We start from the raw sequence: 23,639 nt of genomic DNA, 5'->3' as shown, positions 1-23,639 counted from the left end.
CATCCCCAAAAGCCGCCAGCATCCGCCGGCACCATACCCAGCGGCTGGGGCGGGTAGGCGATGCGCGGCCAGGACGTCGTCCCGCGACGTGTTCATGATGCCCGGGAAATCATCCTTGGCGCCCCGCCTCCTGCAATCGGAACCAATTGCATCTTGCACTCTTAATAGCGGACAAGGAGACCCCGCATGATTGGTAAGATTTTTGGAGCGCTCATAGGTAATAAGGCTGCCAAGCACGTGCAGGGCGTAAGCGGCGCGGGTGGTGCCCTGCTAGGGATCGCTGTGCCCGTCGTGGTACGGCGTCTTGGTCCTCTTGGAGTGATAGCTGCAGCAGCGGGAGCCTATGCCTTCAAGAAACACAGTGATCGGCGCGAATTAGAGAAAGCCACGGGCGTCCGTTCTTCCGGTCTGGCCGAGCCTACGCGTACGCAGGCATGACACTCCCGATCCAGGATGAAGACGACCCAGGCCGCGTCACCGCCACCGTTTAATCCCGCTCGACCAAGGCGTTGCGGGCTGGGTTGTTCTTGATCCGGGATTATCGCCCATTCTCCTCGCCGGGCGGCTCCTCGAGTAGCCTTGCCGAACGTCAGGAAAGCATTGGCGGCGACCAGATCGGATTGGCCACTTTAGAGACCAACGATGGGCGAGTCCACTGATCTGATGATGAAGATTACATAACTCCGGCCGGTGATCCGCGCACCCAGAGCGGGCGGCGATCATCATCGCGGCTAGCATCGGGGCGGCGGCACCCACCCAGCCAATCCAGCAATTATTGGAGGCTCTCGACATCGAGACGATTTTGACCACAACCGCTATGCGGTAACGCCCTTCGCCTTGGCGCTAAGCCGCTTATGCAGGAAGGCAAGCACGACAGCCTCTTCCGGGCGCAGCCGAGCAATGTCGTCTCTGAGTTCTTTGGCTGCTTCGTCGCGTGCCTCCAGCACCAAGGCGTCGCTAAGATAGCTCTCGAACACTTCGGGATGGATGTAGCATTTGCGGCAGACGGTCGGCGTGTTACCGAGCCGCGCTGCGACCGCCTCGATCGCCTCGCGGACGTTGCGATTGGCGGCGGCGGCGCTGTCGACCTTCTCATATTCGGAAAGCGCGATGGCAGCGATGACGGTACCACTCCAAGTGCGAAAATCCTTGGCCGTTATGTCCGCGCCCGAAATCTGCTTGAGATAGGCGTTGATGTCGCTGGAGCTAACCTCGCGCCGGGTGCCATCATCCTCGTGATATTGAAACAGATGCTGGCCTGGCAAATCCTGACTTGCCTTGACAATCCGGGCGATCCGTCGATCGCGGATGCTGAGGCGCCATTGCTTGCCGCTCTTGCCCTTGAAGTTGAAGCGCAACTGGGTGCCTTCCACCGCGACATGCCGATCCTTCAGCGTCGTCAGGCCATAGCTCTTGTTCTGCCTGGCATAGTCGGCGTTGCCGACGCGGATCATCGTCGTCTCCAGCAGCCGCACGATCGTCGCGAGCACCTTTTCGCGGGGAAGGCCGCGCAAGCTGAGATGCTCGTCTATTTTTGCCCGGATTGTCGGTAGCGCCTTTGCGAACTCGAGCATATGCTCGTATTTTGTACCATCACGCACCTCCCGGAAACGAGCGTGGTAGCGATACTGCTTGCGTCCTTTGGTATCCCGGCCGGTTGCTTGGATATGCCCGTCCTCGCGCGCGCAGATCCACACATCGGCATAGGCGGGCGGGATGGCAAGCTTGCGGATGCGATCCAGCGTGTCACGATCACGCATCGGCTTGCCGCCCTCGTCGACGTAGCGAAAGCTCTTGCCATGCTTGAGCCGTTTGATGCCCGGGTCGTTGTCGTTCACGTAAGTCAGACCGATGCTCTCGGCGGCCTCCTGCGGGCTGCCAACAGAGCCGCTTTCGCTGTCGCCTATTATCGGTTGAGATGCCATCACTGCAAAATCCCAGATAGCGACAACTAGTTCCCGCCGCGATTCCGGCTCTTTGCTGATTTTGGGAAGCTCGGAACGGCACCGTCCCGAAGGTTGAACCTCAGGTCTCGTGAGAGACGAGCGATTGAGCCTTCGCGCACGTGCAAGGAATGAAGATATGCTGGCCGCCCTGGACCACGATGTCGTCGGCGAAGGGACGGAGACTGCTGGCGACGTGACGGGCGAACCTTTGCTGCAGAGCCTAGGCCTTTTCAATCAACAGAGCCCGAAGGCGCATAAGGTGGTCGTCACGGCGAGGGACGCGATCGTCATCAACAAGGGCAGAACGCCGCTGAAGCTGATCCGCCAAATGTGCCGCCGCCGAGGATCCCGGCCTCAAGCACAACGGCAAAGCAGATGCCCAGACGGAAGAGGGCGGCATAGTCACCCCGATGATCAAAGCGGCGAAGGAAAAACTAACCAGAGCGGCACCCGCCAAGTTGAAGCCCAAGCCCGTGATAAAGCGCCCGTGAGCAAGAGTCGGCTCCACGTCAATCCTGCTACCGCAGAACAGATCCACGCGGTGTTTGCACGGTCAAAGCGCGGCTTCGAAATCGCCGGCTGTCGCGAGAAGCGCAGCGATTCGATGCACCGCGGCAAACCGGCGAGGTACCGAGCCTTGCGTGCAAACTCAAGGACGCCGAGCATGCGCTGCTTACCGTCTGAGGCCGAGGGCCTACGACTTGGCGAGGCGTCGAGCGTTTGCGGTGGCCTCAGCATGGATCGGCGCCAGTGCTCGCGTCGGCAGCATGGCGAGCGTTGTCGCAATGTCGAGGTTACGCTCAGCCAGCTTCGTCCATTCGGACCATCCAAAAAATCCGCCGTCCGACAGCTTGCCAAGCGCATGCACATTGGCCTCGCTTGCACGCCGGACAGCTTCTTGGGCGAAGGAAATCGATCTGTGGGAGTGCCCAAACGCGCTTGTCTTTTCAGTGACCATGCGCGTGAGCTCGCGGTAGTCTGCGGCGAACGGGTTGATCCACGCAGCCGCAATCGTCGGCATGCGCGCGGCCACGACCGAACGCGCGCTTGCCATCGTCTCCGCCCAGTCGCTGGCCAAACGCGCGGCCGTGAGCGGCCACATCCACAATGCCATTCCGTTCTCGATCGCAGACGCCATCATGTCCTCCACATTGCTGCGTTGCAACAACGACTGACGGCCATTTCGGTTCTCTGCTCCTAAATCGCCGCCACTTGAGGACTATTGGGGTTGCCAATGAGTTACGCAAATTGACCTTTAATTGATCCATATGCCCTCGTCGTCGATGGTCAGATCCCATGGCGCTTATTACCCCCGCTGGTGATGCGATAGCGCACGCCTTGGGGGCCGATGCATACGGACCCACTACTGCCGGGACAGGAGCCTCCCCTATAGTAGCCGCTACCGCTGCTCGACCTCCGCGATCTCGAACGGCTGTTGGTCTTTGGCGCCTTTTTGGGCTTCGAGGATCCGAATGTATAGAGATCGCTGGATGATTGGTGCCGGCTCGAACGCATCGCGCTGTCGGCATTGCCGGTATAGCTGCGGGCCGAGCGTCTGGCCGAGCGCGTCACAACATGCTCGGCCAAAAACGTGAAGCGACCCAGCATGGTGGCGTGGCCAGATGGGACCAGCCCCCACCGCCCTCCTTCACGCTGACATTCTGGCCTTTGGCGAGTTTCGTTACGACAGGCGCGCCGGTGTTCGGCGCAGCCCGACAGTTCTCAAGGTCCGCATTCACATAGGCGGTTACTGCCGGCGCGGTAAGGCTCAGTGCCCCAAAAGCGCCACCCCGCGCGCCCAACTGTTCACGCCTATCAGATCTCGGTCCTCCAAACTGATATCGCTGCTCCCAGCAACCAGGACAGGTGGGCTACCACCCCGAAACCGACGGGCTCATGATTTGCGTCACTCGCGCCGGGAAATTGCATCTGCCTCGACGTTTGGGTTAGCTTTCGAGCCAGCAAAGGAGAATCGGATGCGCCGCTGCTATCTCCCCGCATTGATGATGCTTGCCGCCTGCGGGACCAAGGACCGCGATGCGCCATCCAACAATGCTGCGCGTGCCCCGGAAATGGCGACAGAACAGCCGACAGAAGCGGCTTTACAGTCCTCCCCTCCTCCGGCCGATTTTGAGATGCCGGATTTCGCACCCCGATATCCAGGCTCAATTCTGGTGAGCGTGAACAGCGCCAACGTCGGTGGTGCTCAAAATCACGAGGTTCGGCTGACCACGTCCGATGGTGCCGAAAAGGTCATGGCCTTCTATCGCGAGAAATTTGCGGCCGCGAGATTGCGGAAAACATCCGACTTCTTCTCCGCAGGCAGCGGCATGATGTCCGGGATCGGTAAAGACCGAAAGGCGTCGATCGTCATCGGCAGGGAGGAGGACCATCAGATGGTCATCGTCACCTATTCCGGCACATAGAGTGGCATGAATTGCGATCGACCCAGCCCCGCACCAAGCGTGTCGATGGGTTGCGACGACCGGATTACATAGGCAGAAGGCACCGCCTCGGCTGGATACATTTTTGAGGCCCTACCGCATCAAATCATTCTCTTGCATATGATCTCTCAAGCAAAGTCGCATGCCGTCATATCGACAGCTGGCACCGGGCCCTGCCGATGATGCCTATCTTTGGCGAAGATCGGCCATCACGAGTGGCTGCGCAATCGAGAGCCCGTTTCTCCAAGCGAACGCCCCCTTCCCCGCCTTCGCCTCACAAGCGCTCCTTCACCTTGCTTTATGATTGCAGATGATTGATCGATGATAGCCCCTGAAGGGAGCAAGACGGGCGGCCATGAGAGCGATAATCGCAGAAGCCGCTGCGCTTCTGGGCGTGAATGTGCAGAGCGCTGCCCACATTGCCGGCGGCGACCTCTCCTTCATGGTCCGCCTGACCTTGGCCGATGGCTGCAGCATCATTGCCAAGCGGGGCGCTAGGGTCCGGGAGGAAGCGCTGATGCTGGAGGCAATTGGCACGACGGGCGTGCCTGTTCCGCAGATATTCTGCGTCGCCGAGGATCTTCTCCTGCTTGAGGAACGGCCAAATGGTGGCCGCCTTGCCGGCTGCTGGGCACAACTTGCCGAGATGCTCGATCAACTCCATGCGCCGGCCCACACCGCCTATGGATGGAAGCGCGACTATGGTTTTGGCGCGCTACCGATCGAGAATGGGCAGGCCGGCAACTGGATCGACTTCTGGGCCAAACGCCGACTACGTTGCCATATTCCGCATCTCACTATCCATTTGGCCAACCGGATCGAGCGGCTTGCCGACAGGCTCGCCGAACATATTCCCCGGAGCCCGCCACCCGCCTTGCTTCATGGCGATCTGTGGGGCGGCAATATTCTGGTCGACCAGGACCAGATCAGCGGACTCATCGATCCCGCATGCTATTATGGCGATCGAGAGGTAGACCTGGCCATGCTGAGCCTATTCGACCGCCCCCCGCAGATCTTCTATGACGCCTGTGATCTGCCGCGGGGCTGGGAAGAGCGCCAGCCGGTCTATCAACTATGGCCTCTGCTGGTCCATGTCCGCCTTTTTGGCGGCGCCTATCATCAGCAGGCTGGTGCTTGCCTTGATCAACTGGGCGTTTGAGGAGGCAATAGCGCATCCGTCCAAACAATTGTCGTGCTTGCAAAAAACGCAATTATGTAGCCGAGCTTCTCAAGACCAGAGGCTCGAGTGATCCATCCAACGTCTCAATCCAGCTCCAATATCTGTTCCTCAGACAGGAGAAGCTGTTTGAGCATCCCATAATCGACATCCTGCACGCTCCTGCCCTCCCGGACCGCGATGGATGCCGCAGCAGCGGCCGATTGGCCAAGGATCATGAAGACCGGCTCCATCCGGATCGAGCCATAGGCAATGTGCGATGCCGACAAGGCGACCGGGACGAGAAGATTGGTCGCCTCCTGGCGCTTCGGGATGATCGCATCATAGCTGATCGGATAGGCGCGTTCTGGGCTGACCTCGATATTCCCTTCGTTGCGCGCAAAGCCTCGTGCATCGACGATCCGCCGGACATTGTGCGAGTCCATATTATATGATCCCATGCCGACCGGCCGGGGCGTCGCCTTCGTGCCGCGCAGATGCGGTTCGGCCATGACAAAATCCGAAACCATGCGCCGCGCTTCGCGCACATAAACTTCCCGCGGCCAGTTGCCATTGCCGGTGAATTCATCCTTGCACAGGCCCCAGCGCGACATTTCGGTGCGCGTCTCGGTCGGCACGCCAGGATCGTTTGCCATGAACCACAGCAGTCCCTGCTGATAGTCCACATGCTCCTGGATGATGGCAGCCCGTTCGGTGTCGGTCCCCTCGGGATAGCGGTAATTCATGCCGATATCATCGAAGGAGAAGGCACCGAAATTGTTGGTGTCGGTCTTGCCGTTTGGGATGCGGTCGAATTTGCGGAAGAAATCCCGATAGCCCGCATCCATATAGCGTTTGAGCAACGCATATTGGCGCGGATCATAATGGCGCGGCCTGGGAAAAGGCGTGCGGTTGGCTGGCACGTCGGTCAGGCACATGCGGAATGTATAGGCCTGTATGCGATGGTCACCCGTGCCGTCCGGCCCGATCGGATCTGCCGTTACCCGCGGCAACAGGCCGCTGTCGGGCTTGCCGGGTACGACATAGGGATCGACGTCCAGGGTGAATTGATGGTTGGTCGTGTTGGCCATCTGGACGCCGTTCAGCGTCTCGCCATAGGTGGCATTTGCTTCGCGCCCGACCGCAAAGCCCACCCCTGCCCCCGCCATCAGATCGCCTTCATAGCTGGCATCAATGAAGACACGTCCTGCAAAACGACGACCGGTCCCGGAACGGAAGGCGACAACCCGACCGGCTTTCACCTCCACGGCCCCATCCCGCCGATCGATCGGCTGGGATCGAACGACAATAACACCGGCCTCCTTCAGCCAGGCCTCGTAAATCCCCTCAGCCACCTTGGGCTCGAATTGCCACATCGCATCGTCATTGACGAAATTCTCGGCGCTCGTCGGACGCCTGGCAAAGGTCCAGGCAGCCGGATCATCATAATGACGCTTCACCCGCCGATAAAATTCGAGCGAGAGGCCACCAATGGCGCGATGATTGCCGGTGTCGGACCAGCCCAGGCCATTGGTCGTCATGCCGCCGACATAGGCGTCGCGACAGACGAGAAGCACCGACCGGCCCAGCCGCCGTGCCTCGACCGCCGCAATGACGCCGGCCGAGGTGCAGCCATATATCACGATATCCGCCGGTGTTTGTGCAACCGTGCTGGCGTCGGCCGCGCCGGCCAGCAGAAGGGCCGCGGCGAGCATGGGGCGAAGCGCCTTGATCCTGCCAGCCATCAGAAAGTCGCCGCCACGCCGAAGAAGAAACGGCGGTCCTCTCGCAGCGAACTGAGCAGGCGCGCCGGGTCCTGGAGATATTGCCGTTCGACGGACCGGGTGAGATTGATGGCCTCAGCCGTCAGGCGGACCGTCTTGGTGAGGTTGATCTGGGCCGAAGCGTCGAGTTGCCCCCTGGCCTGCATATAGGAACTGCCGCCCGATGCGGCGCTGCCCTGCCCCTGCAGATATTTGCTTCGGTGGATATAGGCGACCCGGAAGGACAGCAGCTCGTCCTCATAATAGCCGATGAGATTATAGCTATGCTTCGACAGGCCCGGCAATGGCAGGCCGCGTTGGGTCGCCTCGTCGACGAGCGGCGTCTTGCTGTCGACAAAGGTATAATTGGCCTGGATGCCGAGATTGTCGAAGGGCGCCGGCAGGAAACGCAACGCGTGCTGATAGGCCAGTTCAAATCCCTTGATCGTGCCCGACTTGCCATTGACCGGCTGGGTGATCTGGAACAGGTCGTCCGGTCCCGTCGACAGGCCGGGCACGAATTCGGGCCGGGTCGTGTTGATGGTGAAGGAACTGACGTCCTTGTAGAAGCCGGCAAGGGTCAGCGCACTGGACGGCGCAAAATACCATTCCAGTGTCGCATCATATTGCGTTGCCTGGAACGGCCGCAGGGCGGGATTGCCACGCGATCCCGTGCGGGCGACGATGAATGGAATGAAGCTCACCCCGACATCGTTGAGGCTGGGACGCGCGACCACCTTGGCAGCGGCAGCGCGAAACATGAGGCTGGGCGACAGCTCGAGCGAGAGGTTGGCGCTCGGCAACCAATAGTCGAAGCGCGATTTCGACGCGGTTGCCTGTGTGTCCGACAGATAGCCCGAGGATATGCGCTCGATACTGATATAGCGCACCCCCGCATTGCCGGTGATCGGCATCGATCCGACCTCGCTCTTGAAATTGGCCCGGACATAGAAGGCAAGCGTGTCCTGATCCACGTCGCGGATCGACACGCGACCAAGCGGGATCGTGTCGGCACGAGGGATCGGCAGGCCAAATGCATCGCGTGCAACATCCTTGTCCACGGTCCCGGTCAGCAAGTCGCGTGGAAAATCCCCCGAGGCTCCGGGAAAGAAGCTGCTCATGCTATTGTCATAATTGAGCCCCGGCATCTCATCGACGGTGATGATGCCATCGCCATTCTTGTCGCCAACGGCCAGCAGGCTTGCCGCGGAGGGGACGCTTTGTGGCGATTCCGAATAAAATTTGATCTTCTCGTAGCGCGAGCCGACCTGGATCGAGCTGAGCAAGCCCCAATCGGTGCGGACGTCGAAATCGACACGGCCGTCATAGCCGCTGTTGTTGGTGATATTGTCACCATCGAAGATCGATGCCAGTTGATATTGCGCCGGATCGTTACGGTCGAAATTGGTGTCGAGCGAGAGGTTGGGCACCGGGCCACCCGCCGAGAAATCATAGCTCGCATTGGTGACATTGCCGGCACGCGGGACCACCACATAGGTGAAGGAGGCGCCAGGGCCACCATCCGTGCCCTTCCCCTTGCTGTAGGAAGCGTCCGCCGACATCTTCACGACATCACCATCATATTTGGTCGAGAAACCAAGATTGGTGGATCGGAACTCGGTCGGCTCGTCATAGATGAGCGGCCGCAGCGTCACGCCGGTGAAGGTGCCGCTGACGACCGTGCCATGTTCGTCAGCAACGGCGTCGACATCATTATTGTTGAAGAGAATCTGGTAATTGGCGCTGTTGCGTTCCCGTTTCAGCCGCGAATAGGTGCCGTCGAGAATGATCTCCCAATTGTCGGCAGGCCGAAACTGCAGCGAACTGTTGAGCGTCAGGCGTTGCTCCCGCCGATCATAGATGCGCGCCATGAAACGATTCGGCCGGAAGAGGCCGGGATCGTCGACGCCATCACCATCGCCGTCGATGGCATCGGTACGGGTCCAGCCGCCGGAATCGAACGACTGTCCCTGGGTATGGGTGTTGGAATAGGCGATGCTGGCAAGGACGCCGAAGCGATCGTCGAAATTCTTCGAGACAAGGGCTGAGCCTCGGTAGCCAAGATGATCGGCCTGGTCGGTATAGGCACCCTGCAGCCGCCCGCTGATGACAAGGTCGTCAAGGTCGAGCGGACGCTTGGTCTTGAGGTTCACGGTGGCGCCGAGCGCCCCTTCGGGCATGTCGGCGGTGGGAGACTTAGAGACGACGATGCTGCCGATGATTTCCGGACTGATCGATTCAAGCGACGCACTGCCCCCTGCCCCCGGTCCCAGGAAGGTGCGGCCGTTGATTTCCAGACGGTTCTGGGAAATGCCGCGGACGGTGAAGTTGGAACCATCGCCTTCGCGCCGGGTGATCTGGACGCCGGTGATGCGGCTCATGGATTCAGCGACATTCTGGTCAGGCAGCTTGCCGATATCCTGCGCCGTGATGACATCGACGATGTTGCTGGCGCGGCGCTTCACATTGATCGACTGCTGCAACGAGCCGCGAATGCCGGTGACGATGATGTCCTGCGCCGCCTGATTGTCGGAAGAGCCAATATTGTCTGGTGCTACGCCCGCCGTTTCATGCTCCTGTGGATTGGGCTCGCCGGCCGGCATCATGGTGAAAGCTGCTGCCGGGGTCGGACCGGCCTTGCCTCGCTTGAGCACGATGGCGCTGCCCACCCTGACCATGACGAGATCCGTGCCTGCAAGCAGGCGCTGAAGCGCCTGCGACACATCCATCGCCCCTTTGACACCGGAAATGGTAACGCCTTCAGTTGTGGGTGCCGACACCAATATTTCGATGCCCGCCTGTCTGGCAAAGAGCGGGATGCCGGTGCGCGCCGGTTGCGCGGGGATATCAAATCGCCGGATCTGGGCCGCCGCCTCCGCAGGCGAAGCCATGCTCCAGGCCAGGCTGGCTGAAGCCGCAAGAAAATGGGCGCGCGAAGCTCTCATAAATCCTCCCCTGTCTGGCGCCCTGTTTTCTGGTGCGCTCTCGACCATCAAGAGACGGGCGGGTCGGTTTTCCGTCAGCTACCTGCGATCTTTTTTCGCGAAAGGCGAATTTCCTCGGTCGTCGTTGTAACCGAAATATCGAGGGAAATGGCCAGGGTCCGCGCAAAACCTGCCGGATTATCGATCCGGAACAGGCCGACCAGCTTCTCATTGGCAAGGCTTGGGTCGGACAGCACCAATTGCTGCTTGTTGTAGCGGTTGAACCGGGCGATGGCGTCAGACAATGTGTCCCCTTCGAGCGCGATTTCGCCCGCTCGCCAGGCGAGCGACCTCTCTATCGCCTGCGGTGAATTGCCAGTGGCGGGAACCAGCTCGCCCCGCTCGAAGGTCGCAAAATCTCCGGCCTTGAGGATGGTCATGGCCCCTGCCCCGTTACGGGCCCAGGTTGCAACGACCCCCTCGGTCACGGCAATCTGCACGCCATTTTCAGTCCGACTGACGGAAAAGGCCGTGCCGATCGCCCTTGCCTGCGCAATGCCGGCATCGACGATGAAGGGACGCCGTCGATCCTTTGCAACCTGAAACCAGGCCTGACCTTTTGCCAGCGTGACGCGTCGGCTTTCCTCGTCGAGGGCAACCCGCAGGTCGCTACCACTGTCGATCGTTGCGACCGAACCATCCTCAAGCGGAAGACGACGAATCTCACCGCGCTCGGTCGCGATATGCTCGCCGGTCCATCGCGAAAACCCGACCATGCCCGCGATCGCCGCCGCCATGGCACCACCGACCCCGGCTGCCATCCATCGACGCCGCGTCCAATGGGCCCCGTGCCCCGGCCCGGCGTTGGCAACAAGCGCATCCTGCACCAGGGCCAGAGCAGCCTGCGCACGCAGCAGCGCCCCGGCATGGAGCCTGTCCTGTGCGAGCCATGCGTCAAGAGCGGCCTGCTGATGCGCATCCAAGGGATGGCGCATGGCCCAGTTGGCAGCTGCCTCGTCAATGCTTTCGCGCATGGACACCTCCGCTGCTAGAAGGCTGGTCCTGTTCGGTTTCAGTCAGTTCGCGAAGAATGGCTCTCAAGCCGCGGCTCGCCTCATTCTCGACAATGGTTTCGCTGACACCCAGTGTCTGGGCAATCATCTTCTGGCTCAAGCCATCGACCCTGCGCATGATAAAGATACGGCGGGCACGATCGGACAGCTTTGCGAGCGCCGCCTGTACCCTGGCCAATTCCTGCCGCCCCTGCGCGAAGCGCTCGGGCGTCAGAGGATCACCTTCCTCTTCCCAACCGCCAATGCCGGACGCAGTCTCGATGCGAACCACTCGCGCCCGCTCCACCTGTCGTTGCAATATGTGTCGCGCCACCGTGAAAAGATAGGCGCGCGGCACGGCAACATGCGCGACATCGGGCAGTTGGGCCAGACGGCAATAGCATTCCTGCACGATATCCTCCACATCGGCCGCCGCAAGCACACGCCGCCGCAACCAGATCCGCAGGTCACGTTCATGGGGCAGAATTTCCCGTGCTACCCATCTGGCAAGCGCGTCGCGTTCCGTAGATTCTCTCCTCTCTCGTTGCCAAGAGCCATGGAAGAGGCATTTCCGTCACGGTGGAAGCACTTTATTCATGGCGGACGGCAAATGCGCCGACGCACTCAGCCATCTCGAACATTTGAAGCGATGCCATTAGCCTAATTCCGACCGGCTGAGGACATTCCGTGTTGCCAATCTGAGTGTTGGCAATTGCTGGGGCCCGTCCTTCAGACAGAGCAAAGCGGATAGGATGGATGGCTCCCGCTCACGGCATCTAGGTGCCAAATTGGGTTACTGTCAGGTAAACCCGAGCAGAGGAGCCACAGGCCATGGACATACCATGATCGGCCTGGATGGGGCCAAGAATGTTTTCCAGGTTCACGGCATAGACCCAGCGGGCAAGGTCGTTGTCCGCAAAGCGTTGCGCCGAGCCCAGTTGCTCCCGTTCTCCAGGAAGTTGCCGCCATGCTTGGTCAAAATCGAGGCCTGCGGCACCTCCCTCGCTGGGCGCGCGAGTTGATCGGGTTGGGTCACGAGGTGCGTCTAATGCCACCGGCCTGCGTCAAACCCTGTGTTAACGCGGTAAAAATGACGCTGTCGATGCCGAGGCGATCTGCGAGGCGGTCACGCTCCCAACGATGCGTTTGTCGCTTTGAAATCGCGCGAGCAACAGTCCGCGCTGTCAATGCATCGCGCCCAAAGCTTGCTGGTGGGGCAACGCACACAGCTGGTGGTCATGATGCGCAGTATGTTGGCGTAGTTCGGGATCGCCATTCCGGAAGGCCTTGAGAAGGCGCTTTCTATCGCACGGCAGATTGTTGATGGAGAAGTCGGTACAGGCCTTCCCATGGAGGCAACGATGGTGGTTGCCATGCCGTCGCAGCAAGTGATCGACACATCTAAGAGCTCAAGCTGAGGAGATCAGCTTCACGACGTTGTAAGCGCGATGCGATGTGATGGCGATACCGGTCAGACCCGGAACCAGGACAACCCATGGACTGCCTGAGGCGTTAGAGCCTGTTAAGCCGATTGGGACCTGGTTCGCGGACCCCAGGGCCAGCAGTCCCTACCAACTGCATAAGTAGGCCGGACAGACGACTGCAACCGACCGACTGCCAATACGTTAATTTGTACTTGCAACGCGGGAGACATCCACAAAAGACAGTGGGCTTCGCGCTGATCCAATCCATTAACCAGTGCTCATAGCGCCTCTATGTTCGGACATTCTCTTTAAAGTTAGCAGGGAACTTGGCCACCATCCTGAGCAGTTCTGCAAAGGCAATTTTCGCGGCAGGCCCGGCTTTCGATGTCGCTCAAGCGATGATCGTCACCGCATGGAACCTGGCGATTGCAGGCGGCGCGCTCCTTGGCGGCACCCTGCTCGATCAGTTCGGCGCGACATCGTTGCCTTGGGTTGCATGCATGCTTCTCGTGATGGCGTCCACGAACAGGCCGACATCATGTCGCGACGCTCTGCCCGCATGACCTGTATTCGCAGTCGCAGGGTTCGGGCTTACGACAAGCGTGCAGCTTTTTGGCGGAGCGACGATTGTTAGCTGAATGGCCGACATGGCAGATCCGGGTTCAGTCCCGCCCCTACAGTTGCTACAGCAGCGACATAATATAACGAACTAGCTTCCATGCATCTTGCTTGAGATAGCCAGACGTCTGTAAGACCCATGTGCTGCCCCTCCTCAAGGAGGGAAGCGACCACCGGAATGCCTCGCAAAAAACCTGGCGCAAGCCAGCCTCATCATGGGGTCATGATATTGCGCATTTTGTGGCAAGCTCACCGGTATCTGCTTATCAATCACGCCAAGCGTGAAATCGCACACGACAATTTCCACGAGACCTTAACCAGCCTATTTCCAGGCGACCTCTCCCTCAGGCGAGCAGGGCAGCCTTCGCATCAAGTGCGGGATAGTCGATGTAACCACGATCGCCGCCTGCATAGAAGCTTGCTTCATCGGGTTCATTGAGCGGCGCATCGGGGATACGAAAGCGGGCGACAAGGTCCGGATTGGATATAAACAACCGGCCAAATGCGACGAAATCAGCCTCGCCCGCCCGCAGCACATAATCGGCGCTCTCGCGCGTAAAATCTCCTGCAAGAATGAGGGAGCCTGAAAAGACGTTGCGTAGAGCGGCCCTTAATTTGCGCGCGGCAGGCGTCGCATCAGGCTCGATCAGATGGAGATAGGCTATGTTCCTACGATTGAGCGCCCACCCCAGATAGGGAAACAGGGTGGAAGGATCAGACGCGCCTGCACCATCACCTCTGAAATGCGGCGAAATTCTAACGCCTACGCCTGCGGCGCCGAAGATCTGGATCGCGTTGTCAACGATCTCCAACAGAAATCTCGCCCTGTTTTCCACGCCGCCGCCATAACGGTCATGGCGCTGGTTCGCGTCATCCCGCAGAAACTGCTCGATGAGAAAGCCATTGGCAGCGTGAAGTTCGATCCCGTCGAACCCCGCATCCCGCGCATTCTCAGCCGCTCTTGCAAAATCCTCAACAAGCTCGGCAATTTCGCTGGTTTCCAGCGCACGCGGCACCGGGAAAGGCTTAGCGCTGCCGTCCGCGGTAGGCAAAGTGCCGTTGGCCGCGATAGCCGACGGGGCGACCGGCAACTGCCTTCCTGGCAGACGATCAGGATCCGCTTTGCGCCCGAGATGGAACAACTGCTGGAATATGCGCCCGTTGGCCTGGTGAACCGCATCCGTCACAGCCCGCCATGCAGCGACCTGCCCCTCACTATGGATCGCCCCGGTCCCAGGACGGCTCACACTTGCCGGCGAAACATGTGTCGCCTCGGATATGATGAACCCAGCAGTGGCGCGCTGCGCATAATAAATAGCAGCGCGTCCAAGCGCTTCGCGGGATTCCACATGGTTGCGAGCACGGCCGAGCGGCGCCATGACGATACGATTTGGCACCACCAGATCGCCGATCTTTCCCGGAACGAATAGCGCCATGCGTCTGTCTCCTGTGATCGCAACCAAGCTATGGAGCCGTCCGGAAAGAACAAACAAGTTCAGTCCGTCGCCCGTTAAGCGGTGCTCATACAGACGTAGCCAATCCACCCACACCTGCCCGGCCGTCACGCATTGGAAAGGAACATCGAGGGGTCAAGATGATCCCGTCAATCAAAGGCATACTTATACTGCGCGTGTAAAATAGCTGCATTGCTCATAGGTTTGGCAGAACTGATCGGCGCCCGAACAAAAGTCGATATTCCTCTTTCGATACCCGCTTATTCTAGCTTTCACGCCGCAAGAGCGCGGCCTGCGAGGAAAGGATGAAGCCATGTCCGCTGCCGCCCAGACCGCCATTCCAACGGCCGACCATCTCGATATTCGTCCGCTGCAACCAACGATCGGTGCGGAAATCCATGGCGTGGATTTGTCCCAGCCGCTGCCGGCCGAGATACGCGATGCCATCCGCGCCGCAGTCGTGCAGCACAAGGTCATCTTCTTCCGCGACCAGAGGCTGGACGATGCCGGGCAGGAGGCCTTCGCCGCACAATTCGGTCCGCTCTACACGCACCCGGCGAACAGAGATGTTGCTTCGGTCACGCCGCTCCATGCGATCTCCGCCGAGCTTCAGACCAAGATCGAAGCAAAGCGCCTGCATCACGACCTGAGGCGCGGCGACGAATATCATAGTGATACGAGCTGGCGACTGGTCCCGACCTGGGGCGCGGTGCTGCGCGCGATCGACCTGCCCGATGTGGGAGGCGACACGGTCTGGGTGGATGCCCACCTCGCCTATGAAGGGCTCTCCGACGAGGTCAAGCGGCGGCTGGAAGGGCTTCATGTTACCCATGACTATCGCGATGCGCTGCTCGCCAACGGGCATGACTATCCGATCGTGGCGCATCCGGTCGCGCGCACGCATCGCGAAACGGGCGAGAAGATCCTGTGGGTGAATTTTTCCCAGAAACCGCAAATATTGGGCGTCGATCTGGCGGAAAGCCGCGCGCTGCTGGACGAGGTGCTGCATCAGTATAAACGCCCGGAATTCCAGGTCCGCTTCTCCTGGAAACCGGGATCGGTCGCTTTCTGGGACAATCGCGGCGCGGTGCATTATGCCGTACGCAACTATGGCGATTATCCGCGCCTGTTGCGGCGCGTGCTGATCTCCGACGAGCCGCTCTACGCCGACCTTTGATCGACAAAGCATCCACATGACCCGGAAAATCTGGTTTCTGTCGGTTTTGCTATTGTTTGCAATTCTTGCCGGCACTTTCCTCTGGCGATCACGCCAGAACACGCCGGTGGCGGGGGCGCAACACGTCCTCGTCATCGGCGACCAGAGAGGAGGCGCGCAGGCGCTGCTGAAAGCTGCCGGGGAACTGGACCATGTTCCCTACCAGATTAGATGGGCGCTCTTTCCAGCAGCCTCACCATTGCTGGAAGCGCTCGATGCGCAGGCCGTCGACGTCGGCGGCATTGGTGCCGCCCCCTTTGCCTTCGCCTATGCCGGTGGCGCCAAGATCAAGGCCATCGCTGCCTATCGTCCGCCGCAGGCGCAAGCTGGTCGCGCCTCGGCCATCGTCGTGCCGCAGGGCTCCCCTATCCGCCGTGTCGCCGATCTCAAGGGCAAGCGGCTGGCAACCATAAGGGGGTCGGCGGGTCAGGATCTGGCGCTCAAGCTGCTGGCCAAGGCAGGCCTCCAGCCAACCGACGTGCAATGGGTCTATCTGGCCAATGGCGAAGCCAAGGCCGCGCTGGCAAGCGGTTCCATCGACGCCTGGTCGACCTGGGGCAGCTATGTCGGTATCGCCGTGCTGGAAGATGGCGACCGCATCCTGGCCGATGGCTCAGCCGTGTCCACCGGTGTTGTCTTCTTTGCGGCCAGCGATGCGGCCATTGCGGACAAGGCGGCACTGCTTGCGGACTTTACCGCACGCCTCACCCGCGCGCGCGCCTGGGGCCAGTCGCATCCCGATGATTATGCCCGTGTGCTCGCGGCAGAGACGGGCATTCCCTTCAAGGTCGCCCGTTTTTCGGCAGCCTCGGCGCTCGGCTCGGCGGTGCCGATCGATGCGCAACTCATCAGGGAGCAGCGCGCGATATTCGAGCGCTATCGCGCCGTCGGGATCATACCCGCGCTGCCCGATATCGAAGGCGGCTATCTCTCATCATTCAATCCCTAACTTTCGGCCACCGGCCGACTTTTCCGACAGGAGGACAGACTATGAAGATCCCCATGGCACGGGGGGCAGCGATAGCGCTCGCCCTGGGCGTAGCTGCATTGGCAGGGCTCCCGGCGGGCGCGACCGAAGATGCAGGCGCGATCCATGCTGCGATCCTGCCCTTCGATGCCCATGTCGACATCGCCCCGGACTTTGACAGCGCGGCCAATCCTGCAAGCGGCGATACAACTGGCCAGTTCGATCTTCCCAAAATCCAGCGCGGCGGGCTCAAGGGGGCGGCCGTTGCCGTCTTCGTCGGACAGGAGGCGGAAACGCCCGCCTATCTGGTACAGGCAAGGGCCGCGGCAGAGGCCCAGGATGCAACCATCCACAATTTTGTGCGCCATTACCCGCAGCAGGTGGAACAGGCGCTGACGCCGGCCGATGTGCATCGTATCGCTGCGGCAGGCAAGTTCGCTCTGGTCGAGAGCATCGTCAATGGCGGCGCCTTCATCGACAGGGTGGAAGACGTCGATCTATGGGCAAGCCGGGGCGCGCGTATCTTCGGCTTCGTCCATGCAGGACACAACAGGCTGGCGGACAGTTCCCGCCCGGCGCTCGTTCGGGCAGAAGGGGCAAGCCGCAATGGCGGCCTTTCACCACTGGGCAAGGCAGTCGTCGTCCGCCTCAACAGTCTTGGCATTCTGATCGATGTCTCGCAATTGTCGGATGCGGCCTTTGCCGATGTGCTGGCGCTCAGCAAGGCGCCGGTCGTGGCGTCCCATTCCGATGTCCGGGCGCTGGTCGATAATGGCCGCAACCTTACCGATGCGCAGCTTGATGCGCTCGGCAAGAATGGCGGCGTCGTCGCGATCAATGCCTTTAGTGCCTATCTGCGACCACGCGATCCGGCCTTCACGGCAAAACTGGAAGCTTTGAAGGCAGAATATGGGCTGAAGGGGGACAGCAGCGCTGCGCTGCCGTTGGAAAAGGCAAAGGAATATGATCGCCGTTACCATGAATTGCGGGCGAGCGAGCCGAAGGCGAATGTCGATGACCTGGTGAAAGCGATCGACCATGCCGTGCAGCGTATCGGCATCGACCACGTGGCGCTTTCGTCCGACTTCAATCATGGCGGCGGCATTATCGGCTGGGCGGACGAGGGCGAAGCGGGCAACGTCACGGCCGCGCTGGTGAGCCATGGCTATACGAAGGCGCAGATCGGCAAGCTGTGGAGCGACAATCTGCTGCGGGTTTGGGGTGAGGCACAGGCGCTCGGGCGGTAACGCGATAGGGGAGACCAGCCCGGCCGGGCTGATCTCCCCTTTCCTTCATTCAGGTGCGTTCGATAAAGACGCTCGGCCGACTTTGCCCGACCGGGCGACGCCCATGTCGAGGAACAGGCACAGCCCCTGTCTGCGACGGCGGCTACAGTTTCCGCTAGCGTTGCATTCGTCCCGGCATTGCGTCGTTCACACCCATTGCGCCAGCCAGTCGGCGAGCGCTTGGGGCGTCATATGACGCGCATCGGCCAAGGCCGACAGACGATCACGGTTGAGCAGCTTGTCGCTGCGCGGATCGACGATCAACAGGGCAGGCACGCCTTGCAGGCGATCCAGGCCATAATGGCGGATGATCTGCTGATTACGGTCGAACCGGCCAACATCGACGGTCACGACCTCATAATGGCGGCGCAAAAATGGCCGGAGTTCCGGCAACTCCATGACACCGGCCAAAATACGGCAATCCGCACACCAATTGCCTCCAAGATCGATGATCAGTCGCTTGCCGCTTGCCTTGGCCCGCGCCCGGGCGGCCGCCACCTGGCGGTCCGCATCGGCGTTGACATCATAGGGCAGCGGCAAAGGTTGGGGCAGTTGTTCCAGGCTGGCGATCGACACGCGGGGCGCACGCGTAGCCGCGTCGGCTGGGGCCATGCCGGTCAAGGCCAGCGCCGCCATCCCAGTCGCCGCAATCCATTTCATCATCTGATCCTCTTTCTTTCCAGGGGAGCCAACAGCTCGCAAAAACAGCAGCTTTTAGGTGATCAAGTTGACCCTCTTTCAAATCACTACAAATTTGGTAGATAAACGCAACAGCCAAGGTCGGAGCCGGGTCACTCGCCACCGATCATCCCGAACGCAAGGACCATCTGCATGTCGCCTGCCCCCAATTCCGACCCGCTGATCGAGATCATCCGTTTTCCCGAGCAGGTCGATCTGGTGGTCGAGGGACTGCATCAGGCCCGTCTCGACTGGCGCGCCGGGCATCAGCGCCAGGCCGAGCAAGGTGTCTATTTTCCGTCGCGTCAGGCGCTCCAGCGGGTCAGCCGGGAGCTGGCGATCGCGCTCTTTCCGTTGCGCTTCGGTCCGCCGGAACTGACGGCACAGAATGAAAATGCCTATGTCGGCGCGGCCCTTGAATCGACCCTGTCCCAGCTTGCCGCACAGATCCGACTGGAGCGGGGCTATCATGAGCCTGACAGCGACCAGTCGGCGATTGCCACTCAAGTCGAGGAGATTATCGGCCGCTTCGCTGCCTATCTGCCGACGCTGCGGCGCCTGCTCGATAGTGATGTCGACGCCGGCTACGCGGCGGATCCCGCGGCACGCAGCGTCGATGAGGTGCTGCTCGCCTACCCCTCGCTGACGGCCGTCATCCACCATCGCATTGCCCACAGCCTCTATCGGCTCGGCGCTCCGCTGGTCGCCCGGGTGGTCGCCGAGATCGCGCATGAGAAGACCGGCATCGACATCCATCCCGGCGCGCGGATCGGCAGCAGCTTCTTCATCGACCATGGCACCGGCGTCGTCATCGGCGAGACCGCGATCCTGGGCGACCGGGTCCGCCTCTATCAGGGCGTGACGCTGGGTGGCGACCCGGACATTCCGGGCGGTCAGGCGCAGCATGCGGTAGCGCGTCATCCGCTGATCGGCGACGACGTGATCATCTATGCCAATGCGAGCATCATCGGTCGGGTTTCGATCGGCGCGGGTTCGAGGATCGGTGGCAATGTCTGGTTGCGCCAGGACGTCCCGCCGGGCAGCCTGGTTGAAGCACCGGCACCGACGATCAGGCCGATCTGAGCAGCAAGAGGGGGAGATACGCATGAGGACGCCTACCCGGTCCGTTTCGCCGAACGAGCCTTCCGCTGGCCCGACCGCCTGGTTCGCCAAGGAGGATGGCTGGGCGATCCTGATCGGCCTTGCCATCGTCCTCACCGGATCTGTTCTGTTCTGGAATGGCGCTAATCTACGCTGGATCGCGGCATTGCCACCCAAATGGGCGAGCCCGTCGCAAGTCGCAGCCGATCTCGTCACGCACTGGCCACGCTATGGTGCCCAATATCTCTTCTGGCTCACGGCCTTCGCAATCGCCCTGCGCGCTCTTGGTCGCAACATAGGGACGTTCGTCCCCGCCTTCAGCTTTCTCTATCTGGCGGCCTATGCCATCTTCGTGCTGGGGCAATGGGAAGGCGCGGTCCGCTATAATCTGGAACCGCCGCTGGTCGCCCTGTTTGTTGGCCTGGCTGTCGCCAACCTGATCGGCGTACCGCGCTGGCTGACGCCCGCGTTGCGGGGCGAACTCTACATCAAGACCGGCATCGTCCTGCTCGGTGCGACTGTCCCGCTCTCGCTGATCCTCCTCGCCGGGCCGATTGCAATCGTGCAGGCATCGATCGTCTCGATTGTCACCTTCGCCGTCATCTTCGGCATCGCCGTCCGGCTTGGCCTTGATCGCCCCTTTGCCGCAACCCTGGGTGTCGGTGGCGCTGTCTGTGGCGTTTCGGCCGCGATCGCGGTCGCCGGTGCGGTCGGCGCGCGCAAGGAACAGGCATCCATCACAATCTCGATCGTGGTCTTGTGGGCGATCGCCATGATCTTCGCCCTCCCCCTCGTCGCACGTGGCCTGCATCTGCCGACCGGCGTCGCCGGCGCATGGATCGGGACATCGGAATTTGCCGATGCAGCCGGTATCGCTGCCGCCCAGACCTACGGTGGCCTGGCCGGCAAGGTGGACGGGATCAGCGGCACTGCCGATCAGGCTTTGCAGGCCTTCACACTCGTGAAGGTCGTCGGCCGCGACGTCTGGATCGGCATCTGGGCGGTCGTGCTGGCGATTGTCGCAACCACGCGATGGGAAGAGCGCCCCGCCGGCAGCGCCCCCGATGTCCGGGAAATCTGGCGACGCTTCCCCAAATTCATACTCGGCTTCTTCCTCGCCTCAGCCCTCGTGTCCACGGCGACCGCCCATTATGACCTGGCGAGTTATAACAGGGAGGCTATCCCGAACCTGATCGCACCGATCAAGGATCTGCGCAGTTGGGCGTTCATCTTATCCTTTCTGAGCATCGGCCTTACCACTCGCATCGGCCACCTGGCGGCGACCGGCCGCAAGCCGCTGATAGCCTTCACCGCCGGTGTCGCCGTCAATCTGGCGCTGGGCTATGTCCTGTCGGTGCATCTTTTCGGCGCGCATTGGGCAGGATTGGGACAATGACCTCCCTGTCCCGGATCGCGGCATTGCTGACGCGGCCAGGTCCTTCCACCGCAGACTGCGCCCCTTGCCGGCATTTCGATCGCGCACCGGATCGGATCGAAGCGGCCATGCCTGGGCTGAGCGCGCTCGCTTCGGCCCAGGCCTCGACCTTCAATGGCAATGGCCTGTGCAACTTGCATGACCGGATCATCAATGGGCGAGCGCGGTGCTCGGGCTTTTGCGATCAGGTCGCGCCCGACACGTCGCCACGCCCGGACTGACGCCCGGCATAACGGCGCGCGGCAATCTCTGCCCCTTCACGCAACAAGGGGCCGAGTTGCCAGAAGTCCTGCAGATGCAGCGCCTCTGGCGGTGCATCGCGATCCCAGCCATAATCATGGCGTAGCCGCCCAACCTGTCCCATGGCCAGCGCTTCAGCGGCAGACAGACCCGGTTCGCCCTCCTGCTCGGGCGCGACATAGAGGGCATCGGCCGGGCAATAAAGCTCGCACATGAAGCAGGTCTGACACTGATCCAGCCGTGCGATCAGTGGCACGCCATCGGTTCCGGCGTCGAAGACATGGGTGGGACAGGCCGTCACGCAGCTCTGGCAACCGGTGCAGCGCTCCTCGAATATCTGCGCGATCATGCGGCGATCTCCTGCGTAGCGGGCCGTTCCGGACGGGTCCAGACGTGATCCAGCCCTGCGACCAGCAAGCGGCTCTGCTGCGCCGGATCGGTCCCCGGCCGATCGATGCGCATATGCATGCCGCGACTTTCGTCGCGCGCCAGCGCCGCCGCCAGGACCCAGCGCGCACACGCCGCCATTGCCGCATGTTCGCGCAAGGCCACCGCCCCCAGCCCCTCCGCACGGCCATGATCCGCGATCGTGCGCCAGACGGCCTCGACCGCGTCCCGGTGCCGCACAAGCTTGTCCGCGCTGCGCCAGAGCGCTGCATCATAGCCAATGGTGGCGGCCTGGATGATCGGCAGCCCCTCACGGGCGTCGGGAAGCCGTGCCGTGGAAGCGGGGCGCAGGCCTGCCGTGCCGGCCGCCTTTACCGGCGCATCACGTCGTCGTCCGGCCCCGCGCGCATGGGCCGCTGCAGCGGCGCCGGCGATCCGGCCGGAGGTGAGCGCCCAGGCGGCATTTTGCGCGCCGCCGCCGCTCGTCGCCCCGGCGACCAGTTCGCGCGTCGCGCTGTCACCCGCTGCGTAGAGATTGGCGACGCTCGTCTCGCAGCCGTTGCCGACGATCTGCAGCCCGCCGGTGCCGCGGACCGTGCCTTCGCCGAATATCCGCACCGGGAAGCGATCGCGAAACAGATCGATCCGCTTGCGCTCGAACGGGGCGAGCGAGGCGGGCTGGATGCGGCGCAGGCCCCGTTTGAGGGCGTCCGGCGCCTCGGACAGGTCGGCCAGGACGGGTCCAGCCTCCAGCGCGTGGGCCAGGGCACGCAGATGCGCCGCCTCCCCGCTCATCGGTGGCGGCACGTCCAGTTCGCGGCCTTCGGTATCGAAGAAGCGGGCCGCGAAATAGGGCAAGGTCCGGGTCGAATTCCAGGCTGGCGAGAGGGAATAGGATATGGAAAATTCCATGCCCGACAGCACCGCGCCGGCCTCCGCCGCCATCAGCAATCCATCGCCGCTATTGCCATGGCTGCCGATCAGCCCGGACCGGAAGGCACAGCCTCCGGTCGCGATCACAACCGCGCCCGCGCGCACTGTCCAGGCCTGTTGCTCTAGCCGCGCATAGCCGGCCGCCCCCGCCACCGATCCATCGGCATGCAGCAGCAGTTCCAGTGCGGGATGATGATCCAATATGGTGACACCGGCATCCTGCGCAAAGCGACGCAGGGCGCGCATATATTCCGGACCGCGCACGCCGGAGTAGAAAGTGCCGTCCTTGCCGTCGCCGGCGAAAGGATAATAGCCCGCCAGTTGCGGCAGGGCACGCCAGGTTTCATCGATGATGCGCGCCATCCAGTCCCGTTCGGCCAGGCCAAAGCTGCGGGCGTAACGCTCCTTGATCGCAGCTTCTCGCCGTCCCGGTTCCGGCGCGACCCACCAATGATTGGGACCGCCGGTCGCCGTGACGCCGCTCGTCCCGACAAAGCCCTTATCCACCAGCAGCACGTTGGCGCCCGCCTGTGCCGCCATGATCGCTGCCCAGCAGGCGGCCATGCCACCGCCGATGATCAGGACATCGGCGCTGCGCGTGATCGGCGCGGCTTC

General features: G+C 61.6%; 19 protein-coding genes and 1 pseudogene. 9 read left to right on the top strand and 11 right to left on the bottom strand.

What is annotated here, in order from left to right:
• Window positions 1–815: 815 nt before the first annotated feature.
• The 3 genes from JQK15_RS20920 to JQK15_RS27520 all read right to left on the bottom strand — a co-directional run bounded on the left by JQK15_RS20920 (window position 816) and on the right by JQK15_RS27520 (window position 3,685).
• Window positions 816–1,925 carry a DNA topoisomerase IB gene (locus tag JQK15_RS20920; protein ID WP_214867515.1) on the bottom strand — a complete coding sequence of 370 codons (1,110 nt, stop codon included), beginning with the start codon at window positions 1,923–1,925 and terminating at the stop codon, window positions 816–818.
• Window positions 1,926–2,640: 715 nt separating this feature from the next.
• Window positions 2,641–3,114, bottom strand: coding sequence for a hypothetical protein (locus JQK15_RS20915; protein WP_214867513.1), 474 nt, complete (start codon window positions 3,112–3,114; stop codon window positions 2,641–2,643).
• Between the two features lie 400 nt (window positions 3,115–3,514).
• Window positions 3,515–3,685: an SH3 domain-containing protein gene (locus JQK15_RS27520; RefSeq protein WP_353047246.1), complete on the bottom strand. Its 171-nt coding sequence runs from the start codon at window positions 3,683–3,685 to the stop codon at window positions 3,515–3,517.
• Window positions 3,686–3,922: 237 nt separating this feature from the next.
• On the opposite strand from JQK15_RS27520, the gene JQK15_RS20905 reads away from it, so the two are divergent.
• The gene (locus tag JQK15_RS20905) at window positions 3,923–4,372 is read left to right on the top strand and encodes a hypothetical protein (protein WP_214867509.1); all 450 of its coding nucleotides are present in this window, start codon (window positions 3,923–3,925) and stop codon (window positions 4,370–4,372) included.
• Between the two features lie 373 nt (window positions 4,373–4,745).
• Complete coding sequence (locus JQK15_RS20900) at window positions 4,746–5,549, top strand: fructosamine kinase family protein (RefSeq protein ID WP_214867507.1); 804 nt, start codon at window positions 4,746–4,748, stop codon at window positions 5,547–5,549.
• Window positions 5,550–5,653: 104 nt separating this feature from the next.
• Here JQK15_RS20900 and JQK15_RS20895 read toward each other — a convergent pair whose 3' ends face one another.
• From JQK15_RS20895 to JQK15_RS20880, 4 genes are all read right to left on the bottom strand, one after another.
• Complete coding sequence (locus JQK15_RS20895) at window positions 5,654–7,261, bottom strand: FAD-dependent oxidoreductase (protein ID WP_214867506.1); 1,608 nt, start codon at window positions 7,259–7,261, stop codon at window positions 5,654–5,656.
• Window positions 7,262–7,290: 29 nt separating this feature from the next.
• On the bottom strand, window positions 7,291–10,200 hold the full coding sequence (locus JQK15_RS20890; RefSeq protein ID WP_251007926.1) for a TonB-dependent receptor: 2,910 nt from the start codon (window positions 10,198–10,200) through the stop codon (window positions 7,291–7,293).
• A 128-nt stretch (window positions 10,201–10,328) separates the two neighbouring features.
• The gene (locus JQK15_RS20885) at window positions 10,329–11,267 is read right to left on the bottom strand and encodes a FecR family protein (RefSeq protein ID WP_214867502.1); all 939 of its coding nucleotides are present in this window, start codon (window positions 11,265–11,267) and stop codon (window positions 10,329–10,331) included.
• On the bottom strand, window positions 11,251–11,709 hold the full coding sequence (locus tag JQK15_RS20880) for an RNA polymerase sigma factor (RefSeq protein ID WP_230588726.1): 459 nt from the start codon (window positions 11,707–11,709) through the stop codon (window positions 11,251–11,253). The genes JQK15_RS20885 and JQK15_RS20880 overlap by 17 nt, the downstream gene beginning before the upstream one ends.
• A 418-nt stretch (window positions 11,710–12,127) precedes the next feature.
• Here JQK15_RS20880 and JQK15_RS27010 point away from each other — a divergent pair.
• Window positions 12,128–12,544 (top strand): annotated as a pseudogene (locus JQK15_RS27010) (IS110 family transposase); the annotation flags it as partial.
• Between the two features lie 491 nt (window positions 12,545–13,035).
• On the top strand, window positions 13,036–13,272 hold the full coding sequence (locus JQK15_RS20875) for a hypothetical protein (protein ID WP_214867501.1): 237 nt from the start codon (window positions 13,036–13,038) through the stop codon (window positions 13,270–13,272).
• Window positions 13,273–13,671: 399 nt separating this feature from the next.
• Here JQK15_RS20875 and JQK15_RS20870 read toward each other — a convergent pair whose 3' ends face one another.
• Entirely contained in the window at window positions 13,672–14,763 is a 1,092-nt protein-coding gene (locus JQK15_RS20870) for an alkene reductase (protein ID WP_214867499.1), read from the bottom strand.
• A 331-nt stretch (window positions 14,764–15,094) separates the two neighbouring features.
• On the opposite strand from JQK15_RS20870, the gene JQK15_RS20865 reads away from it, so the two are divergent.
• The 3 genes from JQK15_RS20865 to JQK15_RS20855 are packed head-to-tail and all read left to right on the top strand — an operon-like array spanning window position 15,095 to window position 18,211.
• Entirely contained in the window at window positions 15,095–15,958 is an 864-nt protein-coding gene (locus JQK15_RS20865) for a TauD/TfdA dioxygenase family protein (RefSeq protein ID WP_214867496.1), read from the top strand.
• Window positions 15,959–15,974: 16 nt separating this feature from the next.
• Window positions 15,975–16,946 carry an ABC transporter substrate-binding protein gene (locus JQK15_RS20860; RefSeq protein WP_214867494.1) on the top strand — a complete coding sequence of 324 codons (972 nt, stop codon included), beginning with the start codon at window positions 15,975–15,977 and terminating at the stop codon, window positions 16,944–16,946.
• A 41-nt stretch (window positions 16,947–16,987) separates the two neighbouring features.
• A complete protein-coding gene (locus JQK15_RS20855; protein ID WP_214867492.1) occupies window positions 16,988–18,211 on the top strand; it encodes a dipeptidase in 1,224 nt (407 codons plus the stop codon).
• 186 nt (window positions 18,212–18,397) lie between these two features.
• Here the strand turns inward: JQK15_RS20855 and JQK15_RS20850 are convergent, their stop codons facing one another.
• Window positions 18,398–18,910 (bottom strand): thioredoxin family protein, encoded by a 513-nt coding sequence (locus JQK15_RS20850; protein WP_214867712.1) that lies wholly within the window; start codon window positions 18,908–18,910, stop codon window positions 18,398–18,400.
• Between the two features lie 171 nt (window positions 18,911–19,081).
• Here JQK15_RS20850 and epsC point away from each other — a divergent pair, with 171 nt between their 5' ends.
• On the top strand, window positions 19,082–20,011 hold the full coding sequence (gene epsC, locus JQK15_RS20845; protein ID WP_214867490.1) for a serine O-acetyltransferase EpsC: 930 nt from the start codon (window positions 19,082–19,084) through the stop codon (window positions 20,009–20,011).
• Window positions 20,012–20,033: 22 nt separating this feature from the next.
• Window positions 20,034–21,425, top strand: a complete 1,392-nt coding sequence (locus tag JQK15_RS20840) for a YeiH family protein (protein ID WP_214867488.1) — start codon at window positions 20,034–20,036, stop codon at window positions 21,423–21,425.
• A gap of 223 nt (window positions 21,426–21,648) precedes the next feature.
• On the opposite strand, the gene JQK15_RS20835 is transcribed toward JQK15_RS20840, so the two are convergent.
• A complete protein-coding gene (locus JQK15_RS20835) occupies window positions 21,649–22,053 on the bottom strand; it encodes a 4Fe-4S dicluster domain-containing protein (RefSeq protein ID WP_214867486.1) in 405 nt (134 codons plus the stop codon).
• On the bottom strand, window positions 22,050–23,639 hold a 1,590-nt coding region (locus JQK15_RS20830; protein WP_214867484.1), incomplete at its 5' end, for an FAD-dependent oxidoreductase. The genes JQK15_RS20830 and JQK15_RS20835, both read right to left, overlap by 4 nt.

It is taken from the genome of Sphingobium sp. BHU LFT2 (assembly GCF_018604485.1).
GTDB classification, from domain to species: domain Bacteria; phylum Pseudomonadota; class Alphaproteobacteria; order Sphingomonadales; family Sphingomonadaceae; genus Sphingobium; species Sphingobium yanoikuyae_A.
This window is presented reverse-complemented; position numbering and strand designations above follow the sequence as displayed.

Coding starts and splice junctions, on each gene's coding strand:
- JQK15_RS20920 (WP_214867515.1), bottom strand. CDS start 1,925: ATGGCATCTCAACCGATAATAGGCGACAGCGAAAGCGGCTCTGTTGGC.
- JQK15_RS20905 (WP_214867509.1), top strand. CDS start 3,923: ATGCGCCGCTGCTATCTCCCCGCATTGATGATGCTTGCCGCCTGCGGG.
- JQK15_RS20900 (WP_214867507.1), top strand. CDS start 4,746: ATGAGAGCGATAATCGCAGAAGCCGCTGCGCTTCTGGGCGTGAATGTG.
- JQK15_RS20895 (WP_214867506.1), bottom strand. CDS start 7,261: ATGCTCGCCGCGGCCCTTCTGCTGGCCGGCGCGGCCGACGCCAGCACG.
- JQK15_RS20890 (WP_251007926.1), bottom strand. CDS start 10,200: ATGGCTTCGCCTGCGGAGGCGGCGGCCCAGATCCGGCGATTTGATATC.
- JQK15_RS20885 (WP_214867502.1), bottom strand. CDS start 11,267: ATGCGCGAAAGCATTGACGAGGCAGCTGCCAACTGGGCCATGCGCCAT.
- JQK15_RS20870 (WP_214867499.1), bottom strand. CDS start 14,763: ATGGCGCTATTCGTTCCGGGAAAGATCGGCGATCTGGTGGTGCCAAAT.
- JQK15_RS20865 (WP_214867496.1), top strand. CDS start 15,095: ATGTCCGCTGCCGCCCAGACCGCCATTCCAACGGCCGACCATCTCGAT.
- JQK15_RS20860 (WP_214867494.1), top strand. CDS start 15,975: ATGACCCGGAAAATCTGGTTTCTGTCGGTTTTGCTATTGTTTGCAATT.
- JQK15_RS20855 (WP_214867492.1), top strand. CDS start 16,988: ATGAAGATCCCCATGGCACGGGGGGCAGCGATAGCGCTCGCCCTGGGC.
- JQK15_RS20850 (WP_214867712.1), bottom strand. CDS start 18,910: ATGAAATGGATTGCGGCGACTGGGATGGCGGCGCTGGCCTTGACCGGC.
- epsC (WP_214867490.1), top strand. CDS start 19,082: ATGTCGCCTGCCCCCAATTCCGACCCGCTGATCGAGATCATCCGTTTT.
- JQK15_RS20840 (WP_214867488.1), top strand. CDS start 20,034: ATGAGGACGCCTACCCGGTCCGTTTCGCCGAACGAGCCTTCCGCTGGC.
- JQK15_RS20835 (WP_214867486.1), bottom strand. CDS start 22,053: ATGATCGCGCAGATATTCGAGGAGCGCTGCACCGGTTGCCAGAGCTGC.